Origin of the sequence: Embleya sp. NPDC050154, assembly GCF_044460165.1 — a bacterium.
In the GTDB taxonomy this organism is placed as follows: Bacteria; Actinomycetota; Actinomycetes; order Streptomycetales; family Streptomycetaceae; genus Embleya.
This window is the reverse complement of the sequence record NZ_JBITJP010000005.1, coordinates 260,133-276,575: the sequence shown is the minus strand read 5'-3', so window position 1 is coordinate 276,575 and position 16,443 is coordinate 260,133. Positions and strand designations below refer to the sequence as shown.

The following is a 16,443-nucleotide window of genomic DNA, read 5'->3' as shown; positions in this document are numbered from 1 at the left end:
GCCGAACGGTCACACACCGGTGACATTCGGGGGCGTCAGGGAGTCCTCTGTAGATATCACACAAGGCCGACCACCCATCAGGGTGATCGGCCTTGTGGCAAAACCGTGTTGCGAAGGTTGCGAATCGGTGGCGCTAGTAGCGCTGGTCCGCACCCCGGTAGAACTCGAAGACCCAGCCGAAGACACCGATCGCGACGAACGGCGCGGCGAACATCGCCAGCCACCAGCCGAAGATGACGCCCAGGAACAGCAGCGCCGAACCGGTCGCCAACAGCAGCGGCTGCCAGCTGTGCGGGGCGAAGAAGCCCAGCTCGCCGGCGTCGTCGGCGATCTCGCCCTCTTCGTTGTCCTGCGCGAGCAGGTCCATCCGGCGCGCGGTGAAGATCAGGTAGAACCCGATCATCAGCGCCAGGCCGAACGTCAGCGCCAGGGCGGTCGTACCGGTCGGGTCCTCGGACAACAACCAGTAGATGATCGTCACCGGCAGCAGGAACACGGCCAGGACTGCGAACAGGACACCGTTGAACTTCACTTCTCGGCTCCCTTCGCCAGCTCGGGCGACGCCTCGGAACGCTCGTCGGTGAGGTACTCCAGCGCGGCGATCTCCGGGTGGTGGAGGTCGAACGCGGGAGCCTCGGAACGGATCCGCGGAATGCTCGTGAAGTTGTGCCGCGGCGGCGGGCAGGAGGTCGCCCACTCCAGCGAACGGCCGTAGCCCCACGGGTCGTCCACGGTGATCTTCTTGCCGTACTTGTGCGTCTTCCAGATGTTGTAGAAGAACGGCAGGATCGACAGACCCAGCAGGAACGAGCCCAGGGTCGAGATCGTGTTCAGCGTGGTGAAGCCTTCCGAGTCCAGGTAGTCCGCGTACCGACGGGCCATGCCCTCGGCACCCAGCCAGTGCTGCACCAGGAACGTGGTGTGGAAGCCGATGAACAGCGTCCAGAAGGTGATCTTGCCCAGCCGCTCGTCGAGCATCTTGCCGGTGAACTTGGGCCACCAGAAGTGGAAGCCCGCGAACATCGCGAACACCACGGTGCCGAACACCACGTAGTGGAAGTGCGCCACCACGAAGTAGGTGTCCGAGACGTGGAAGTCCAGCGGCGGCGACGCGAGGATGACGCCGGTGAGACCACCGAACGCGAAGGTCACCAGGAAGCCCACGGTCCACAACATCGGTGTCTCGAAGGACAACGAGCCGCGCCACATGGTGCCGATCCAGTTGAAGAACTTGACGCCGGTCGGTACGGCGATCAGGAACGTCATGAAGGAGAAGAACGGCAGCATGACCGCGCCGGTCGGGAACATGTGGTGCGCCCACACGGTGACCGACAGGCCCGCGATCGAGATGGTCGCGGCGATCAGGCTCTTGTAACCGAACATCGGCTTGCGCGCGAAGACCGGGATGATCTCCGACACGATGCCGAAGAACGGCAACGCGATGATGTACACCTCGGGATGGCCGAAGAACCAGAAGAGGTGCTGCCACAGGATCGGTCCGCCGTTGGCCGGATCGAAGATGTGTGTGCCGAACTTGCGGTCGGCCTCCAGCGCGAACAGCGCGGCGGCCAGGACCGGGAACGCCATCAGGACCAGGACCGAGGTCAGCAGCACGTTCCAGCAGAAGATCGACATCCGGAACATGGTCAGACCGGGCGCGCGCATGCAGATGATCGTGGTGATGAAGTTGACGGCACCCAGGATGGTGCCGAAGCCCGACATCGCCAGACCCATGATCCACATGTCGCCGCCGATGCCCGGCGAGCGCACCGCGTCGGACAGCGGCGCGTACGCGAACCAGCCGAAGTCGGCGGCACCCTGCGGGGTGATGAAGCCGGCCACCGCGATGATCGAGCCGAACAGGTAGAGCCAGTAGGCGAACATGTTCAGGCGCGGGAACGCGACGTCGGGGGCGCCGATCTGCAGCGGCATGATCCAGTTCGTGAAGCCCGCGAACAGCGGCGTCGCGAACATCAGCAGCATGATCGTGCCGTGCATCGTGAACGACTGGTTGAACTGCTCGTTCGAGATGAACTGCGTACCGGGGCGGGCCAGCTCCGCGCGCATGACCAGCGCGAGCACACCACCGATGCAGAAGAAGACGAAGGAGGTGATCAGGTACATCGACCCGATCGTCTTGTGGTCCGTGGTCGTCATCCACTTGATGACGATGTTCCCGGGCTCCTTGCGCCGGACCGGCGGAGGTCCGTCCGGGGCCACGGTCTGTGGCTCACTGAGGATTGTCACTCGTCACTTCTTCCCGTGCGCTTCAACGGGGGCAGGCTCGTTGATCTTGCTGCGCAGCCAGCCGGTCTGGCCCTTCGCGGCCAGGTCCTTCAGGTGCTGGACGTAAACGGCCTTGTCCACGATCTTCACGTTGAAGAGCATGCGCGAGTGGTCCACGCCGCACAGTTCGGCGCACTTGCCGCCGTACGTGCCCTTCTTGGTCGGAACGACCTCGAACTTGTTCGTGCGGCCCGGGATGATGTCCTTCTTGTACAAGAAGTTCGGGACCCAGAACGAGTGGATGACGTCCGGCGAGGTCAGATCGAACCGCACCGACTCCTTCACCGGCAGGTACAGCGTCGGCGGCTTGCCGGGCGTGCCCTGCTCGTAGACGTCGACCGTGCCGTCGGCCGGGTCGCCCTGATAGTTGAAGGACCAGCTCCACTGCACGCCGACCACGTTGATCGTGTTGTCGGGGTTCTTGGAGAGTTCTTCGAGCTTGGTCTCGTCACGCGCGGTGAAGTAGAAGAAGACCGCGATCATGATGCCGGGGATGACCGTGTACAAAACCTCGATGGGGAGGTTGTAGCGCGTCTGCGGCGGGATCTCGATCTTGGTACGCGACCGGCGGTGGAACGCGACGCTCCACAGGATGAGCCCCCACACCACGACCCCGACGATCAGCGCTGCAATCCAGGCGCCCTGCCAGAGCGACAGGACTCGCGGACCCTGCTCGGTGACAGGGTTGGGCAGGCCGAGTCTCGGCAGGTCCTTGGAATCGACGGAGCAGCCGGTGGCGGTCGCGGTGACGAGGCCCAGAGCCAGCAGCTGCGGCACCCTGCGCCGCATCCAGCGCCGCGGCGAGCGGTCGGAGCCGTAGGGACTCACGTAGCGCCTTCCCGAATGTCTCGCCCGCGCGCGAGTCACGGTGGGGAACTTTTCTTCCCTGACGACCCGTTGCGCGGACAGGTATGGATGTTTCTGCGGGCCAAACCCTACTCCAGCCCTATTCGGGTCGCGCGCGGAGGTCTGGTGTGGCGGGCCGGGTAGATGTGCCGGTGCGTCCGTTCGGGCGAACGGCCCGAACGCGTCCGGGATTCGGGTATTGGCTAACGTCCGACGCATGGCGTATTTCGACGCGGCCTCCACCGAGCCACTGCACCCGGCCGCGAAAGCGGCCTTCCTGAGCACTCTCGACGAGGGCTGGGCCGATCCCGCGCGCGGCTATTACGACGGCCGGCGCGCCCGCATGCTGCTCGACGCGGCGCGCGAGACGGTGGCGTCCGTTCTGGGCACCCGATCTGATGAAGTGTCATTCACCACATCCGGGACACAGGCGGTCCAGTTGGGCATGCTCGGCGTGCTCGCCGGCCGCCGCCGAGTGGGAACGCACGTGGTCCTCGGCGCGGTCGAACACTCCTCCGTATTGCACACCGCCGACACCCACGCGGCCCGTTCGGAGCAACTCGGAACGGTCGCGGAAATCACCCGGACGAGGGTGGACCGTACGGGCCGACTCGACGTAGCGGCGTTCGCCTCGGCGCTTCGTTCGGACACCGCGCTCGCGTGCGTGCAGAGCGCCAACCACGAAGTGGGTACGGTCCAGCCGCTCGCCGAGGTGGTGACGGCGTGTCAGGCGGCCGGTGTGCCCCTGCTCGTGGACGCCGCGCAGTCGGTGGGTCGGCTGTCGGTGCCGGATGGCTGGTCGGTGCTGACCGCGAGCGCGCACAAGTGGGGCGGACCGGCGGGGGTCGGCCTGCTCGTGGTGCGCAAGGGCACCCGCTACGCGTCGGCCCTGCCCTACGACGAGCGCGAGGCGCGCCGCGTGCCCGGCTTCGAGAACGTCCCGGCGATCGTCGCGGCGGCGGTCGCGCTGGGTGCGGTGAGCACCGAGTCGGCCGACGAGGATCGCCGACTGTCCGGCCTGATCGACCGCATCCGCACCCGCGTTCGCGAAACGGTGCCCGACGTCGAGGTGGTCGGCGATCCGGTCGACCGACTCCCGCACATCGTCACCTTCTCCTGCCTGTACGTCGACGGCGAGGCGCTGCTGACCGAGTTGGACAAGGCCGGCTTCGCGGTGTCCTCGGGCTCCTCGTGCACGTCCTCGACGCTGACCCCCAGCCATGTCCTGGAGGCGATGGGCGTGTTGTCCCAGGGCAATATCCGCGTCTCCCTGCCCCGCGGCGTCCCCGAGGCCGAGGTCGACCGCTTCCTGGCGGTACTCCCCGGCCTGGTCTCGAACCTCCGCGCGGCGGTGTCCCACACCCACACCCCCACGCCGACACCGACACCGCCGGAAGGCGTGATCGTCAACGCCCTCGGCCGCCGCTGCCCCATCCCGGTGATCGAACTGGCCAAGCGCATCCTCGACGTCGAGGACGGCACCCTGGTCACCGTCCTCTCCGACGACGAGGCCTCAGCCCTGGACATCCCCGCGTGGTGCGAAATGACCGGCCACGAATTCCTCCACACCACCCCCCACCCCCAGGGCACCGCCTACGTGGTCCGCCGCCGCTCCTGACCGGATCACCCTCGGCCGGGCATACACCAAAACCCACCCGCCCCGGCCGGGCCACCCCTCAACCCAACCAACACCGAAACCACCTCACCCGACCGGGCAACCCCTCAGCCCGGCCGGCGCTTGAGGCCACCCAGCCCGTGCGGCGCCTGAGCACACCAGCCCGGCCAACGCTTGAGCACACCAGCCCGGCCGGCGCTTGAGGCCACATAGCCCGGCCGGCGCTTGAGGCCACCCAGCCCGGCCGGCGTTTGAGGCCACCCAGCCCGTGCGGCGCTTGAGGCCACTCAGCCCGGCCGGCGCTTGAGGCCACTCAGCCCGGCCGGCGCTTGAGGCCACTCAGCCCGGCCGGCGCTTGAGGCCAACTCAGCCCGGCCGGGCGCTTGAGGCCAACCACCACCCGGAGGCCGGGTTCAGATCGGAACGTGCGCCGAAACCTCAGCCGCAGCAACATCCCCATACGCGGCAGCAAACCGTCCCAGGAACGAGGCCCGCCGCAACGTGTACTCCTGCGTACCGACCGTCTCGATCACCAACGTCGCCACCATGTTCCCCACCTGCGCCGCCCGCTCCAGCGACAACCCCCACGAGATCCCCGACAGGAACCCGGCCCGGAACCCGTCCCCCACACCCGTCGGGTCGACCTTGGCGTCCTCCGCGGGACAAGGCACGACGATCGTCTCCTCGCCCGCCTGCTCGACCTTGACCCCGCTCGAACCGAGCGTGGTGACCCGGACGCCGACCTTCTTCAGGATGTCCGCCTCGGACCAGCCGCTCTTCTGCACGATCAGCGCGCTCTCGTACTCGTTCGTGAGCAGGTACGCCGCACCGTCGATGAGCCGCCGGATGTCCTCGCCGTCCATCCGGGCCAACTGCTGCGAGGGGTCCGCCGCGAACGGGTAGCCCCGGTCCCGGCATTCGTCGCTGTGCCGCAACATCGCCTCGGGGTCGTTCGCACCGATCACGACCAGGTCCAGCCCGCCGACACGGTCGGCCACCGGCCGAAGTTCGATCTCCCGCGCCTCGCTCATCGCACCCGTATAGAAGGACGCGATCTGGTTGTGTTCCTCGTCCGTCGTGCAGACGAACCGCGCGGTGTGATGCGTCGGCGAGATGTGCACGGACTCGGTGTCCACGTGGTGCCGGTCCAACCACGACCGGTAGTCGACGAAGTCTGCCCCGGCGGCGCCGACCAGGATCGGCGACAGCCCCAGACAGCCCATCCCGAAGCAGATGTTCGGCGCCACGCCGCCGCGCCGGATGTCCAGCTTGTCGACGAGGAAGGACAGCGAGACCACGTGCAGCTTGTCCGAGACGAGCTGGTCGGAGAACCGACCCGGGAACGTCATCAGATGGTCGGTGGCGATCGACCCGGTCACGGCAATGCGCATGGCGCGTGTCTCCTAGTGGAGTACGGGGAGGGGTGACGTACGGGGTGTACGAGAGGGGGGAAACTCGCACACGTTATCCCACCGCACTCTGGCGGCCCTGTGAAAACTACCGGTCGGTACACCGTGCCGTCACGCTCCGTGCGACCTACTCTGGGGATCCCCAGTACAAGGAGTCGTGAAATGTCCCCGATGCCCGTGATGCCGTCGCAGGCCGAGCCCGAGACGCTCGAGGACCTGCGCGGTGACTGCCGTCACATCGACGCGTCGTGGACCACCCCGGGCCCGGAGCGCACGCCGATCAAGGCCGCGCCCGCCGGTTCGCACGCCCCCGCCACCGACGTCCCCGCGCACGGCGCGACCCTGGTCGCGGGCATGTCCGAGTACGGCGACTGACCGACACCCCGAGGGGAACCGCCCCGGCGCCGGCCGCGTCGAATCGTCATGCGTACACACGGTGAGCACGACGAAGGAATTCGACCCGAACCCACCGCACGCCGGCGGCCGTTGATCGTCGGGCTCGCGATCGTCGCGGTGCTCGGCGTGGGCGGCGGCACCTGGGCGGTGCTCGGCGGCGAGGAATCCCCCCGCTCGACCACCGCCGACCCCGGCGCCGGCGCGCCGGTCGAACCCGGCGCCCCGACCGGCGGGGACACCCGGCCGGGCGCAGCCGCGCAGCAGCCGAGCGGAGCCACAGAGCCCGGCGGAGGCGCCCAGGCCCGACCCGGCGCTCCCGCCGCCGGCGACAACGCCGCCGGCCCGGACACCTCGACGTCCTCGCCCAACCTGCCCACGGGCCCTCCGCACACCTACTACCCCGCCCAGGACAACACCCGGTTCAGCCGCTACACGCTGGCCCCGGACGGCCGCACGCTGACCGCCTGGTTGTGGGGCGGCCAGTGCGAGACCAACCGCCTGGTGATCGCGAGCGAGTCGGCGACGCAGGTCGCCATCCGCGTGGAGACCACCCGCACCGGCGACGTGTGCACGGAGATGGCCGTGGAGAACAAGGTGAACGTGACCCTTCCCACACCGCTGGGCACCCGCACGCTCGTCGACGCCGAGACCGGCGCACCCGTCACGCCGGGTGGCAAGCCCTTCTCCACCGGCTGACCCGAGGACCTCTCCGAGCCCGCACACGACGACGCCGCGCCGACCCGGAAGGGGTCGGCGCGGCGTCGTCGTCGAGCGGGGTGCGTCGCGACCGATCAGTCGCGAGACGTCAGTGGAACGAGTCGCCGCACGCGCAGGAGCCGGCCGCGTTCGGGTTGTCGATCGTGAAGCCCTGCTTCTCGATCGTGTCGACGAAATCGATGGTCGCGCCGCTCAGGTACGGCGAGCTCATCCGGTCGGTGACGACCGAGACGCCGCCGAAGTCGGCCACCACGTCGCCGTCGAGCGAGCGCTCGTCGAAGAACAGCTGGTACCGCATGCCGGAACAACCGCCGGGCTGGACGGCCACGCGCAGCGCGAGATCGTCGCGACCCTCTTGCTCCAGCAGAGTCTTGACCTTGGCCGCCGCCTCATCGCTGAGGAGGATGCCACCGGTCTTGGTGGTCTCGTCCTGGACAGTCATCTGCAAGCTCCCACGTGGTGGTTCGACATTCGTACGCCACTTCCACCGTCGGCAACCGATGGTGGCTCGGCCCTATTCCCACATCATGCTTCGGGCCCTCGCGTTTTACTCATGGTCGCACACCCCCACTCTCGTCAACCTGACATGAACAGGATAGGATTATTAGTGTCAAGTAGACGAGAAGAGGTGCGCGCCGTGACCGCGACACACGATCTGGACCTGCCGCCGGGGGTGCAGCCGACGCCGCTCGCGCTGCTCATGCTCGGACGCGCCGCCGACCCGCGCAGCGAACGGGGCGTCGAGTGTCCCGGCGACCTGCCGTCGCCGTCCGACCCGAACCTGGTGGCCAGGGCCCGCGCGGCCAAGGAGCGGCTCGGCGACCGGGTCTTCATCCTGGGCCACCACTACCAGCGCGACGAGGTGATCGAGTTCGCCGACGTGACCGGCGACTCGTTCAAGCTCGCGCGTGAGGCGGCGGCCCGTCCGGACGCGCCGTACATCGTCTTCTGCGGTGTGCACTTCATGGCCGAGAGCGCGGACATCCTCACCTCCGACGAGCAGCAGGTGATCCTGCCGGACCTGGCCGCGGGCTGCTCGATGGCCGACATGGCCACGTCGGAGCAGGTCGAGGAGTGCTGGGACGTGCTCGCCGACGCGGGCATCGCGGATGTGACCGTGCCGGTCTCGTACATGAACTCGTCGGCCGACATCAAGGCGTTCACCGGCCGCAACGGCGGCACGATATGTACGTCCTCCAACGCCCGGCGCGCCCTGGACTGGGCCTTCGAACAGGGCGAGAAGGTGCTGTTCCTGCCCGACCAGCACCTGGGTCGCAACACCGCGGTGCTGGAGCTGGGGCTGGGCCTCGATGACTGCGTGCTCTACAACCCGCACAAGCCGAACGGCGGCCTGACCCGCGAGCAGTTGCGTGCGGCCAAGATGATCCTGTGGCGCGGGCACTGCTCGGTGCACGGGCGGTTCGACGTGAGCTCGGTCGAGGACGTACGGGCCCGGATCCCCGGGGTCAACGTGCTCGTGCACCCGGAGTGCCGGCACGAGGTGGTGACCGCGGCCGACTACGTCGGCTCGACCGAATACATCATCAACACGCTGGACGCGGCCGAGCCGGGTTCGGCGTGGGCGATCGGGACCGAGCTCAACCTGGTCCGCCGGGTGGCCGCGGCGCATCCCGACAAGCAGGTCGTCTTCCTGGACAAGACGGTGTGCTTCTGCTCGACGATGAACCGGATCGACCTGCCCCACCTGGTGTGGACCCTGGAGTCGCTGGTCGAGGGCAACGTGGTCAACCGGATCCGGGTGGACGCGGAGACCGAGAAGTTCGCGAAGGTCGCGCTCGACCGCATGCTGGCACTGCCGTAACACGTGAGCGGGCGGTGTGCTCCGGGAGTCCCCGGGGCACACCGCCCACACGCAGCACGGAGGAGCGGTAGTCGCGTCAGCCCGGGATCAGACCGTCCGCGCTCAGCATCTTCCTGACCTCGTCCACATGGGCGTCCTCGGCCGGCAACAGCAGGTCCGAGGGCACGATCTCGTCATCCGGCACCGCGGTGCCGACCTCTCGGACCTTGGACAGGAGCGCCGTCAGCGCCGCGCGGAAGGCGGCGTCGTCGCCGCCGTCGATCGCGGCCTGAAGCTCGTCGTCGAAGCGATTGAGCACATCCAGGTGCTCCGCCGCGACATCGAGCTGGCCCTCACCCACGATCCGAACGATCATGTGCCGTCTCCCTGCTTGTCGAAACGCGGCCGGGGCTGTCCGGGGCCGATCGCCGGCGGCGGGGTGCCACCGGAGAGCTCGGCCTTCATCCGCTCCAGCTCCAGTTCCACGTCCGACGTGCTGGACAAACGCTCCAGCTCCGCGGTGATGTCGTCCTTCGCCATCCCGGTCGGGTCGTCGAGCGCGCCCGAGGCGAGCAGCTCGTCGATCGCACCCGCCCGGGCCTGCATCTGCGCGGTCTTGTCCTCGGCCCGCTGGATCGCGAGCCCGACGTCGCCCATCTCCTCGGAGATGCCGGCGACCGCGCCACCGATCCGCGCCTGGGCCTCGGCGGCCGTGTAGGTCGCCTTGATCGTCTCCTTGCGGGTACGGAACGCGTCCACCTTGGCCTGCAGTCGCTGCGAGGCCAGGACGAGCTTCTCCTCCTCCGCCTGGAGGTTCTGGTGTTGGGTACCGAGGTCCGAGATCTGCTGCTGCACACCCGAGCGGCGCATGAGCGCCTCGCGGGCCAGATCCTCGCGACCGAGCGCCAGCGCCTTGCGGCCCTGGTCCTCGAGCTTGCCCGACTGCTGCTGCAGACCGGTCATCTGCAATTCGAGCCGCTTGCGGGAGGTCGCCACATCGGCCACGCCCCGACGTACCTTCTGCAACAGCTCAAGTTGTTTCTGGTACGAGTAGTCGAGCATCTCGCGTGGATCCTCGGCCTTGTCGAGGGCCTTGTTGGCCTTCGCGCGGAAGATCATCGCCATTCGCTTCATTACACCGCTCATGGGCCTCGCGTGCCCCCTTCGTAGGCAACCCGTGCTGCTCCCTGAAGCCTAAATGCCCAAGCGACCTTGTGGCAGCAGGGCTTTGCCTCACTTGACGTGTTCCCGCCCGCGAGAGTTCCGCATCCCCCTCGCACCGGATCCGGGGAGCCTTGAAATGTCCGCGACCTCGAACACGTAGGCTTTGAGGGTGTTCCGACGACGTTCCCACGCAGAGCCCGAGACCGCCGAGCAGTCCCTGGAGCGTTCCCAGGGTTCGCAGGCCGTCCGTGACCCCCAGGCGCCCAAGGGCCGGCCCACGCCCAAGCGCAGCGACGCCCAGGCCAACCGCAAGACCAAGGTGTCCGTCGCCAAGGACCCCAAGCAGGCCCGCAAGCAGGCTCGGATGCGGATGCGCGAGGAGCGCGAGGCCCAGCGCCAGGCGCTGCTGACCGGCGACGAGCGGGCGCTGCCGGCCCGGGACCGCGGACCGCTGCGCCGGTTCGCCCGTGACTACGTCGACGCGCGCTACACGGTCGGCGAGTTCTTCCTGCCCTCCGCCGTGATCATCCTGATCCTGAGCATTCTGCCCAGCCTGGCGGTGAAGAACTTCTCGCTGTTCCTGTGGATCGCGGTGATCCTGCTGATCATCCTCGACTCCATCCGAGTCAACCTGGGCATGAAGAAGGCGCTGCGGGCGAAGTTCCCCAAGGAGAACCTCAAGGGCCTCACGCCCTACGCGCTGATGCGCTCTCTCCAGCTCCGTCGGCTGCGGCTGCCCAAGCCGCAGGTCAAACGAGGCGAGAAGGTGGCATGACCACGATCACCGGGCTGACCGGCGACCTGCACACGCAGGTGCGTCGCGAATTGGTGGCCCGCCAACTGGCCGAGCACATGACACGGCTGCGCGACCGGGGCCCCCTGCGGGTGCTCGACGTCGGCTGCGGGCCCGCGTCGCCCGGCATACTGCTCGCCCGCGCCGGACACATCGTCACCTCGGTGAACACCGACACCGATGTGCTCACCCGACTGCACGAGGACCTGGCCCAGGAGTCGGCCGACGTGCAGGGGCGGATCCGGCTGGTGGAGGGCGACGGCGCCGAGGCCGGCCGGCACTTCCCGCCGGGCAGCTTCGACCTGGCGCTGTGCCACGACGTGCTGGAGGCGCAGCCCGAGCCGGACGGCATGCTCGCCGCGCTGGCCCGGATGATGACCCAGGGCGGTCTGATCTCGATCACCTCGCGCAACGCCGGCTCGCTGGCGATGCGCGCGGGCGCCGCGGCCCAGTGGACGGCGACGCTCAAGGGCCTGTCCGCGACCACGTACCCCAACCCCGCCGGCGGTACGTTGCGCGCGGACACCGTCGAGGGCCTGTGTACGGTGCTCGCGGATCTGGGCGCGCCGGTGCTCGACTGGTACGGCGTGGGCGTCTTCAGCGGCCTCCAGCCCGACGACGCCGAGCCGCCGCGCGGCCAGAAGGCGTGGACGAACCTGCTGGCCTGCGAGGAGGACGCGTCCCGGCGCGACCCGTACCGGCTGATCGCGCCGGTCCTGCACCTGGTCGGCGAGAAGACGGTGCGCTAGGAAGCGCCCCGGACACCTGTGGCCGGTGGGGGCGGTGGTGCGGCCGATCGTCGCGTCGGTGTCCGACATAGGGTGTTCGCATGGACTTCCGACACCTCGGCCGCAGCGGCCTCGTCATCAGCGAGATCGCGTACGGCAACTGGCTCACCCACGGCTCCCAGGTGGAAGAGGACGCCGCGCTCGCGTGTGTGCGGGCCGCGCTCGACTGCGGGATCACCACGTTCGACACCGCCGACGTGTACGCGGAGACGCGTGCGGAATCGGTGCTGGGTCGCGCGCTCAAGGGTGAGCGCCGCGAGGGCCTGGAGATCTTCACCAAGGTCTACTGGCCCACCGGCCCCGGTCGCAACGACCGGGGTCTGTCGCGCAAGCACATCCTGGAGTCGATCGACGGTTCGCTGTCCCGGCTGGGCACCGACTACGTCGACCTGTACCAGGCGCACCGGTTCGACCACGAGACGCCGCTGGAAGAGACGATGCTGGCCTTCGCGGACGTGGTCCGGGCCGGCAAGGCGCTGTACATCGGCGTCTCCGAGTGGAACGCCGAGCAGATCCGCGCGGGTGCCGAACTCGCCCGTGAGCTGCGCGTGCCGCTGATCTCGAACCAGCCGCAGTACTCGATGTTGTGGCGGGTGATCGAGGCCGAGGTGGTGCCGACCTCCGAGGAGCTCGGGCTCGGGCAGATCGTCTGGTCGCCGATCGCCCAGGGCGTGCTCACCGGCAAGTACCTGCCCGGGCAGCCGCCGCCGGCCGGGTCGCGCGCCACCGACGACAAGGGCGGCCAGGACTTCGTCTCCCGGATGCTCACCGACGACGTGCTCACCCGGGTGCAGCAGCTGCGCCCGCTGGCCGACGAGGCGGGCCTGTCGCTCGCCCAGCTCGCCGTCGCGTGGGTGCTGCAGAACCCGAACGTGTCCGCCGCGATCATCGGCGCGTCCCGGCCGGAGCAGGTGCACGAGAACGTCAAGGCGGCCGGCGTCACGCTGGACGAGGGTCTGCTGACCAAGATCGACGTGATCCTGGACCCGGTGGTCAGCCGCGACCCGGCGCTCACCGTGAGCCCGGCGACGCGTCCGTAGCACCCGCTCGAGACGATCGGGGGCGCGGCGTCGGCCGCGCCCCCGATCCGTTCGAGCGCGCCTGCTCAGCCCTCGGCGGCGCGCAGGCTCATGTGCTCGTACACGACGGCGTCGTCCTCGAGCAGGCTCACCTGTTCGATGCCCGCCTCGAGCAGGTCCTTCCAGGTCTCGCCGAGCCAGCTCTCCGCGTCCGACTGGTTGGTGAAGTCCTCCGCCTGCGGTCCCTCGACCGGGGCACCGTCCGCGTCCTCATACCGCCACACCCACGACATGTCGGGCTCCTCACCTCGGGATCTCGGACCGTCAAAAGACCTGCACAGTAGATCAAGCCCGACCACCTCATAGCCAGGAGCACGACGACACCCATGGAGCTGACGCTGCTCGGCACGGCCGGTCCCAAGGGCTGGCCCCAGCCGTTCTGCACCTGTGCCTCGTGTCTGGGGTGCACCGGTCCCGTGGTGCGCGGACCGGCGTGCGTGCTGCTGGACGGCACGCTGCTGCTGGACTGCGGCCCCGAGCCCGCGCACGCGGCCGCCCGCGCCGGACACCCGCTCACCGGGGTGCGCCGCCTGTTGTTGAGCGGGCCGGCCGAGTCCGCGCCACTGGCCTGGTTGCCCGCCGCCGGGCTGGCCGAGGTGGCCGCGCCGTCCGGGCCGCCGCCCTGGCTGCCCGCGCCGTCGGCGGGCGGACCGCACTGGCGGCAGGTGGCCGAGGGGGACGCCTTCGAGCTGGACGAGCACCGAATACGCGTACTTCCCGGCGGCACCCCCGGGCGGGTCGCGTACGAGGTGACCGGCGCGGACGGGACGCGACTGCTGTACGCGCCGCCCTCGACGCTGCCGCCCGAGGCGGAGGCCACCCGGGCCTGGACGCGCGAGGGCGGGCACTACGACGTGGTGCTCCTGGACGTGGTCTCGTGGCCGGAGCGGCTGGCCACGCTGCGCCGCGACGGCGCGGTCACCGAGGACACCGACGTGCTCGCGGTGCACCTGTCGCACGAGTCGCCACCCGGCGAGGAGTTGCACCGCCGGCTCGCCGCGTGGGGGGCTCGCGCGGTGCCGGACGGCGGTCTCGTCCGGGTCGGCGCGGACCCCTCGCCCACCCCGCGCCCGCATCGCACGCTGGTCCTGGGCGGCGCCCGCTCGGGCAAGTCGGCCGAGGCCGAACGGCGCCTGGCGGCCTGCCCGGACGTGCTCTACGTGGCCACCGGCGGCACCCGAGAGGGTGACGCCGAATGGGCCGAACGGGTCGCCCTGCACCGCGAACGACGCCCGGACAGCTGGCGCACCGCCGAGACGGTCGAGCTGACCGGGCTGCTCGCCCAGGCCCGGCAGCCGCTCCTGGTGGACTGCCTGTCGCTGTGGTTGACCGCGGTGATGGACGCGCACGACGCGTGGGACGACGCCCGATGGGCGGCGGGCGCGCGCGAGGCGGTACGCGCCGAGGTCGGCGCGCTGGCCGCCGCGTGGCGCGCGTGCCGCGTCCCGGTGGTCGGCGTCAGCAACGAGGTCGGCAGCGGCGTGGTCCCACCGACCCCCGCCGGACGCCGCTTCCGGGACGAACTGGGCCGACTCAACGCCGTCGTCGCCGGCGAATCCGACGAGGTCCTGCTCGTCGTGGCCGGCCAGGTCCTCACTCTGCGCAGCCTCCCGCGCCGCGCGAAGCACGCGGCGTCCTGACCGGTCGAGGCAACCGGGCCGCCCGCGCCACGGGCCCGGGCCCGCACAACTACCCTGACCTGGTGAGCATCGACCTCGACTCCCTGGCCGCCCGGGTGGAGCGCCCCGACGACGACGCCCGCGCCCGCGTGCGCGAACACCTCCTCGCCGTCGCGGGCGCGCCGAACGCCTACGGCCGACTCGAAGACCTCGCGATCTGGTTCGCCTCGGTCCGAGGCGGCAAGACCACCACGCCGATCGGCGCCCCCCGGGTCGTGCTCTTCGCCGCCGACCACGGCGTCGCCGCCCACGACGTGTCGGTCCGCCGCCCCGGCTGGACCGCGCGCCAGGTCCGGGCCACGCTGGCGGGCACCTCGACCGCGGCCACGTTCGCGGCCGGTCTGGACGCGCCGATCAAGATCGTCGACATCGCCGTCGACGCCGAGCCCGACGCGTTCCCCGAGCAGGTCTCGCGGGATCGGATCCGCCGCGCGTCCGCGCCGGTGGACACCGCCGACGCACTCGCCCCCGGCGAGGTCGAGCGCGCGTTCGCGGTCGGCATGGCCACCGCCGACACGGAGATCGACTCGGGCGCCGACCTGCTGCTGCTCGGCTCGTTGGGCGCCGCCGCGTCCACCCCGGCGGCGGTCCTGATCGGCGCGCTGACCGGCATGGACGCCGCGGCCGTGATCGGTCGCGGCTCCGGCATCGACGACGCGACCTGGATCCGCAAGTGCGCCACGATCCGCGACGCGCTGCGTCGGGCGCGGCCGGTGCTGGGCGACCCGATGCGGCTGCTCGGCGTGTCCGGCGGGGCCGACTTCGCGGCGATGACCGGATTCCTGCTCCAGTGCTCGATCCGGCGCACCCCGGTGCTGCTGGACGACGTGGCCACCGCCGCGTCCGCGCTGGTCGCCCAGCGGATCTCGTACCGCTCCCCGGACTGGTGGCTGGCCGGCCACGTCACGCCGGAGCCGGGCCACGTCAAGGCGCTGGACCGGCTCGCGCTGGAACCGGTGCTGGACTACCGGGTGCGCGGCGGCGAGGCGGTCGGCGCGCTGCTCGCGCTGCCGGTGCTGCGCGCGGCGGTCGACCTGGTGGCCCGGGTGCACCCCACCCCGTGAGCCCGGGCACCACCTCGGCCGGACTGCGCCTGGCGTTCGGCATGTTGTCGGTGATCCCGGTCCGGGTGGAGCGGGTGGATCGCCCGGTGGCGGGCCGCGCGATGGCGTGCGCGCCGCTGGTCGGCCTGGTCCTGGGCGGCCTCGCCGCCGGGGTGCTCGCGCTGGCCGAACGGGCGGGCACCGGCGCGCTCACCGCGGCGGCGCTCGCGGTCGGCACCCTGGCGCTGCTCACCCGCGGCCTGCATCTGGACGGCTTGGCCGACACCGCCGACGGTCTCGGCTCGGCCAAGCCCGCGCCGGACGCGCTGCGGATCATGAAGGCGTCCGACATCGGCCCCTTCGGGGTGCTGAGCCTGCTGTTCCTGGTGCTCGTCGAGACCGGCGCGCTGGTCCGCCTCCAGCACGACGGCCCCGGGCCGGCCGCGGCCGCTCTGGTGCTGGCCGCGGTGACCGGCCGCGTGGCGCTGTCCATCGCGTGCGGCCCCGGCGTACCGTCCGCGCGGCCGGAGGGGCTCGGCGCGATGGTCGCGGGCACGGTCGGGCGCGGGGTGCTCGTCGTGTGGTCGCTGGTCCTGCTCGGCGCGGCCGGGTTGTACGGCGTGCTCCAGGGCCCGATCGAAGCGCTGCGCGCGTTCGGCGCCGCGGCCGCCGGACTCGCCGCCTGCGCACTGCTGTTGCGGCACACCACCCGCCGATTCGGCGGGATCACCGGCGATGTCCTGGGCGCCGTCGTGGAGGTGTGCGGGTGCGTCGTCCTGGTGGTCGTGTCCACTGGCTGAGATGTTTGCCGGGAAGGCGTGAAATGC

The 16,443-nt window shown here is 70.2% G+C and carries 18 protein-coding genes; 10 read left to right on the top strand and 8 right to left on the bottom strand.

Going from position 1 to position 16,443, the window contains the following annotated elements; translation table 11 throughout:
* Window positions 1-133: 133 nt before the first annotated feature.
* The 3 genes from ACIBSV_RS13210 to coxB are packed head-to-tail and all read right to left on the bottom strand — an operon-like array spanning window position 134 to window position 3,114.
* Window positions 134-532: a cytochrome c oxidase subunit 4 gene (locus ACIBSV_RS13210; RefSeq protein WP_395862304.1), complete on the bottom strand. Its 399-nt coding sequence runs from the start codon at window positions 530-532 to the stop codon at window positions 134-136.
* On the bottom strand, window positions 529-2,247 hold the full coding sequence (gene ctaD, locus ACIBSV_RS13205) for a cytochrome c oxidase subunit I (protein ID WP_395862302.1): 1,719 nt from the start codon (window positions 2,245-2,247) through the stop codon (window positions 529-531). The genes ACIBSV_RS13210 and ctaD overlap by 4 nt, the downstream gene beginning before the upstream one ends.
* Before the next feature lie 3 nt (window positions 2,248-2,250).
* The gene (coxB, locus tag ACIBSV_RS13200) at window positions 2,251-3,114 is read right to left on the bottom strand and encodes a cytochrome c oxidase subunit II (RefSeq protein ID WP_395862300.1); all 864 of its coding nucleotides are present in this window, start codon (window positions 3,112-3,114) and stop codon (window positions 2,251-2,253) included.
* Window positions 3,115-3,349: 235 nt separating this feature from the next.
* Between coxB and ACIBSV_RS13195 the strand changes: the two genes are divergently transcribed.
* Window positions 3,350-4,750 (top strand): cysteine desulfurase/sulfurtransferase TusA family protein, encoded by a 1,401-nt coding sequence (locus tag ACIBSV_RS13195; RefSeq protein ID WP_395862298.1) that lies wholly within the window; start codon window positions 3,350-3,352, stop codon window positions 4,748-4,750.
* A gap of 410 nt (window positions 4,751-5,160) precedes the next feature.
* On the opposite strand, the gene ACIBSV_RS13190 is transcribed toward ACIBSV_RS13195, so the two are convergent.
* Entirely contained in the window at window positions 5,161-6,138 is a 978-nt protein-coding gene (locus tag ACIBSV_RS13190) for a carbohydrate kinase family protein (protein WP_395862296.1), read from the bottom strand.
* Between the two features lie 180 nt (window positions 6,139-6,318).
* Here ACIBSV_RS13190 and ACIBSV_RS13185 point away from each other — a divergent pair, with 180 nt between their 5' ends.
* Complete coding sequence (locus tag ACIBSV_RS13185) at window positions 6,319-6,531, top strand: hypothetical protein (protein ID WP_395862294.1); 213 nt, start codon at window positions 6,319-6,321, stop codon at window positions 6,529-6,531.
* Window positions 6,532-6,579: 48 nt separating this feature from the next.
* A complete protein-coding gene (locus tag ACIBSV_RS13180) occupies window positions 6,580-7,248 on the top strand; it encodes a hypothetical protein (RefSeq protein WP_395862292.1) in 669 nt (222 codons plus the stop codon).
* Between the two features lie 109 nt (window positions 7,249-7,357).
* Here ACIBSV_RS13180 and ACIBSV_RS13175 read toward each other — a convergent pair whose 3' ends face one another.
* Window positions 7,358-7,711, bottom strand: coding sequence for a HesB/IscA family protein (locus ACIBSV_RS13175; protein WP_395862290.1), 354 nt, complete (start codon window positions 7,709-7,711; stop codon window positions 7,358-7,360).
* 144 nt (window positions 7,712-7,855) lie between these two features.
* On the opposite strand from ACIBSV_RS13175, the gene nadA reads away from it, so the two are divergent.
* The gene (gene nadA / locus ACIBSV_RS13170) at window positions 7,856-9,091 is read left to right on the top strand and encodes a quinolinate synthase NadA (protein WP_395862288.1); all 1,236 of its coding nucleotides are present in this window, start codon (window positions 7,856-7,858) and stop codon (window positions 9,089-9,091) included.
* A 76-nt stretch (window positions 9,092-9,167) separates the two neighbouring features.
* On the opposite strand, the gene ACIBSV_RS13165 is transcribed toward nadA, so the two are convergent.
* Both ACIBSV_RS13165 and ACIBSV_RS13160 read right to left on the bottom strand, forming a co-directional pair.
* Window positions 9,168-9,446 (bottom strand): hypothetical protein, encoded by a 279-nt coding sequence (locus ACIBSV_RS13165; RefSeq protein WP_395862286.1) that lies wholly within the window; start codon window positions 9,444-9,446, stop codon window positions 9,168-9,170.
* Window positions 9,443-10,216: a PspA/IM30 family protein gene (locus tag ACIBSV_RS13160; protein ID WP_079026675.1), complete on the bottom strand. Its 774-nt coding sequence runs from the start codon at window positions 10,214-10,216 to the stop codon at window positions 9,443-9,445. The genes ACIBSV_RS13165 and ACIBSV_RS13160 overlap by 4 nt, the downstream gene beginning before the upstream one ends.
* A 187-nt stretch (window positions 10,217-10,403) precedes the next feature.
* On the opposite strand from ACIBSV_RS13160, the gene ACIBSV_RS13155 reads away from it, so the two are divergent.
* From ACIBSV_RS13155 to ACIBSV_RS13145, 3 genes are all read left to right on the top strand, one after another.
* Complete coding sequence (locus ACIBSV_RS13155) at window positions 10,404-11,009, top strand: DUF3043 domain-containing protein (RefSeq protein ID WP_395862284.1); 606 nt, start codon at window positions 10,404-10,406, stop codon at window positions 11,007-11,009.
* A complete protein-coding gene (locus ACIBSV_RS13150) occupies window positions 11,006-11,776 on the top strand; it encodes a class I SAM-dependent methyltransferase (protein ID WP_395862282.1) in 771 nt (256 codons plus the stop codon). The genes ACIBSV_RS13155 and ACIBSV_RS13150 overlap by 4 nt, the downstream gene beginning before the upstream one ends.
* An 80-nt stretch (window positions 11,777-11,856) precedes the next feature.
* Window positions 11,857-12,855: an aldo/keto reductase family protein gene (locus ACIBSV_RS13145; RefSeq protein ID WP_395862280.1), complete on the top strand. Its 999-nt coding sequence runs from the start codon at window positions 11,857-11,859 to the stop codon at window positions 12,853-12,855.
* 65 nt (window positions 12,856-12,920) lie between these two features.
* On the opposite strand, the gene ACIBSV_RS13140 is transcribed toward ACIBSV_RS13145, so the two are convergent.
* Entirely contained in the window at window positions 12,921-13,127 is a 207-nt protein-coding gene (locus tag ACIBSV_RS13140; protein ID WP_395862278.1) for a hypothetical protein, read from the bottom strand.
* Window positions 13,128-13,220: 93 nt separating this feature from the next.
* Here ACIBSV_RS13140 and ACIBSV_RS13135 point away from each other — a divergent pair, with 93 nt between their 5' ends.
* From ACIBSV_RS13135 to ACIBSV_RS13125, 3 genes are all read left to right on the top strand, one after another.
* A complete protein-coding gene (locus ACIBSV_RS13135; RefSeq protein ID WP_395862276.1) occupies window positions 13,221-14,534 on the top strand; it encodes a bifunctional adenosylcobinamide kinase/adenosylcobinamide-phosphate guanylyltransferase in 1,314 nt (437 codons plus the stop codon).
* A 62-nt stretch (window positions 14,535-14,596) separates the two neighbouring features.
* A complete protein-coding gene (locus ACIBSV_RS13130; protein WP_395862274.1) occupies window positions 14,597-15,637 on the top strand; it encodes a nicotinate-nucleotide--dimethylbenzimidazole phosphoribosyltransferase in 1,041 nt (346 codons plus the stop codon).
* Window positions 15,634-16,416: an adenosylcobinamide-GDP ribazoletransferase gene (locus ACIBSV_RS13125; protein WP_395862273.1), complete on the top strand. Its 783-nt coding sequence runs from the start codon at window positions 15,634-15,636 to the stop codon at window positions 16,414-16,416. The genes ACIBSV_RS13130 and ACIBSV_RS13125 overlap by 4 nt, the downstream gene beginning before the upstream one ends.
* The last annotated feature ends 27 nt before the right edge of the window (window positions 16,417-16,443 follow it).